The 2,698-nt window shown below is 60.7% G+C and carries 3 protein-coding genes; 1 reads left to right on the top strand and 2 read right to left on the bottom strand.

The features are described from left to right. The coding region (locus tag ABX749_RS28725) for a serine/threonine-protein kinase (RefSeq protein ID WP_372899059.1) at positions 1-932 on the bottom strand (932 nt) is incomplete at its 3' end. Further along, positions 929-1,570, bottom strand: coding sequence for an RNA polymerase sigma factor (locus ABX749_RS28720; RefSeq protein WP_372899058.1), 642 nt, complete (start codon positions 1,568-1,570; stop codon positions 929-931). The genes ABX749_RS28725 and ABX749_RS28720, both read right to left, overlap by 4 nt. A 606-nt stretch (positions 1,571-2,176) precedes the next feature. Between ABX749_RS28720 and ABX749_RS28715 the strand changes: the two genes are divergently transcribed. Next, positions 2,177-2,698: Hsp70 family protein (locus ABX749_RS28715; protein ID WP_372899057.1), on the top strand; the 522-nt coding region annotated here is incomplete at its 3' end.

Raw genomic sequence — 2,698 nt, 5'->3', positions numbered from 1 at the left:
TGACCGACCAGCATGGTCCACAGCACCGTTCCCAATGAGTAGATGTCGCCGGCCGGGCCGGCGCCACAGCCGGAGGCTTGTTCGGGCGACAGATAAATCGGCGTGCCGGCAAATGTTCCTGTCGCAGTGCACGTCGCATCGGTTTGCACCTTGGCCAAGCCGAAATCCGACAACACCGCACGTTCGGTTCCGGCGTTCAGCAGAATGTTGGCAGGTTTAACATCTCGGTGCACGACACCACAGGCATGTGCCGCTGCCAGCGCGGACGCAACTTGACGTGTGATCCGCAGCGCTTCATCAAGCGGCATCGGCCCCGAATCGCGAATCCGCTGCTCCAAAGACTGCCCGGCCAAATACGGCATCACCAGATAGGGAACATCGCGGTATCGATCGACGTGATAAATCGAAATCACGTTGGGATGAACGACCGCGGCGGCCGAGCGGGCTTCGCGTTCAAGCGTCAGCAACGTCTGCGGGGATTGCCAGTACTGGGGCTGCGGAATTTTAATCGCGACGACGCGGTCCATGTCGATGCTGCGTGCCTTGAGCACGATTCCCATGCCGCCGCTGCCGACCACGCCCAAGATTTCAAATCGTCCCAGGCGACCGAGCGACCGTTCGTCCTCGGTGGGACCGAGCAGCGTTTGCACGAGCGAAACGATCGCGGGGCTGGATGTTTCGCTACTCGACCGATCCGCACCGTCGGCATCGCCCACTTGCCAATCGTGACTGGTCAGCCCCGTCGACCGAAGCGCTTCACGTGACTGACAAAGGAACGGGTCGTCGGCCGACAAACGCGCCACCATGCCCTGACACCGCTCGCAATCATCCAGATGGCACTGTAATACCGTTTCGTCCACGGCCACGTTGCCGCTGCCGGTCAGCCAATCACGCCAGGTGACTTCATCGGGGCAGTTCGCTTGATCGGTCATCGCGAGCCCTCCGTCAGACCGGCGTCTTCGAGTTGTTCAATCCGCGTGACGGCATCTCGCAGCCGACGGACGATCCGGCTGCGGATGGCATAGACCGATCCTATCGAGCGTCCCGATTGCTGGGCGGCCTGTTCGATCGAAAGGCCGTCAACGTGGGTCTGCCAGAAGATTTTCCAATGCTCCGCATCGACTTGGGACTGAACGTTTCCGGCAGCGGTGACAAACAGATGCTGTTGGTGCTGCCGGTTCCACTCGATCCGCGACGCGTCATCAGCGCGAGCGCGTTGCGACAACGAAATCTGGGCGCTGGTGCCTCCGGTGCCGCGTTTGGACAACTGGCGTGTGACCAAATTCAACAAGGCGTTCTCGGCGATGCGCCGCAGCCAGGCTCGAAATCGTTGGGGACGGGCCGGGTTGTCTTGCTCGGAATGGCTGGACCACCGGCTGGCGGCGCGAAACACCCGTGACATCACCTCGGCGACCAAGGTTTCGGCGTCGCTGTGTTGCAACCCACGGCCCCTGGCGTAGCGATAAATCACCGGGCGATAAAGCGTATCGAAGCGGTTCCACGCCGCATCGTCTTGCGAGTCCGCCAAGCGCCGGACGAGTTTCGGTTCGGTATCAGGCCAGGGATGCATTCCATCGATTCTCGCAGAACGACGCACAGCGTGTGGGGGAACACGTGATAGACCCCACCGGAATCGGATTCTGACAAGAAATCCTGTCCGGCGACGAAAAAGATCGCGTCGACGGCGAGGTCGACGGCGAGGTCGGCGGCGAGCCTGTCGGCAGATGGCCGTCCTCGGACAAGCGACCGTCCCCGTGCTTGGATGCGGCCGTCGCTGCGGCGAGGTGCCGCTGCCCGCACCAGAACTGTCAATCTGGCATTGCCCGTTGGAGCCCCCAAAACCGCTCCGCAGCGACGCTGCCAAAAAAGGTTTCCAGAGAGTTTCGTCCGCTGGAAAACTAACGATTCGCGGAGGATACGCATGTTTCCTAGTGGCAGCCGACGTTTTTCTGCGCGACGAACGTTCGACTGGCACGTCCTTTGCTTTTCGATCACACCGACGCCTCAGCAGGCGAAAACGACAGGCAGATCGGACGGCGGTCGCCTGCCATGAACACCATCAACATTGACACGTTCAGCACAACCCAACGACGGCCCCCAAGCGTGCATCCCAGCGCGGTAAACGCCACGGCCGAATCCACCTCGAACAATCCACTTTTCACGGAGATGAAGCGTTATGGCTCAGGGCGAAAAAATCATCGGCATTGACCTCGGGACGACCAACAGTGTGGTCGCCATCATGGAAGGCAGTGAGCCGAAAGTCATTCCCAACCCCGAAGGCAACCGGCTGACGCCCAGTGTGGTCGCGTTTACCGACAAGAAGGAAACGATTGTCGGCGAACCCGCACGACGCCAAGCGGTCACCAACCCCAAACGCACCGTCTATTCGGCAAAGCGTTTCATGGGTCGACGTCACCACGAGGTCGAATCGGAAGAGAAGATGGTCCCCTACGGTGTCGTCGGGGCGGCCAACGAGTACGTCAAGATCGAAGTCGGCGACGAGACCTTCACGCCGCAGGAAATCTCGGCCAAGGTGCTTCGCAAGCTCAAAGAATCTGCCGAGTCCTATCTCGGTCACAAGGTCAACAAGGCCGTGATCACGGTTCCCGCGTACTTTAACGACGCACAGCGTCAAGCGACCAAGGACGCCGGCCAGATCGCCGGGCTGGAAGTCGCACGGATCATCAACGAACCGACC

Source organism: Stieleria sp., assembly GCF_041595215.1.
Lineage (GTDB): Bacteria > Planctomycetota > Planctomycetia > Pirellulales > Pirellulaceae > Stieleria > Stieleria magnilauensis.
The sequence above is the reverse complement of the archived record's forward strand: the minus strand, read 5'-3'. Positions and strand labels throughout refer to the sequence as shown.

Excerpts from the sequence above, each read along its gene's own strand:
- ABX749_RS28720 (WP_372899058.1), bottom strand. The coding sequence starts at position 1,570 with ATGCATCCCTGGCCTGATACCGAACCGAAACTCGTCCGGCGCTTGGCG.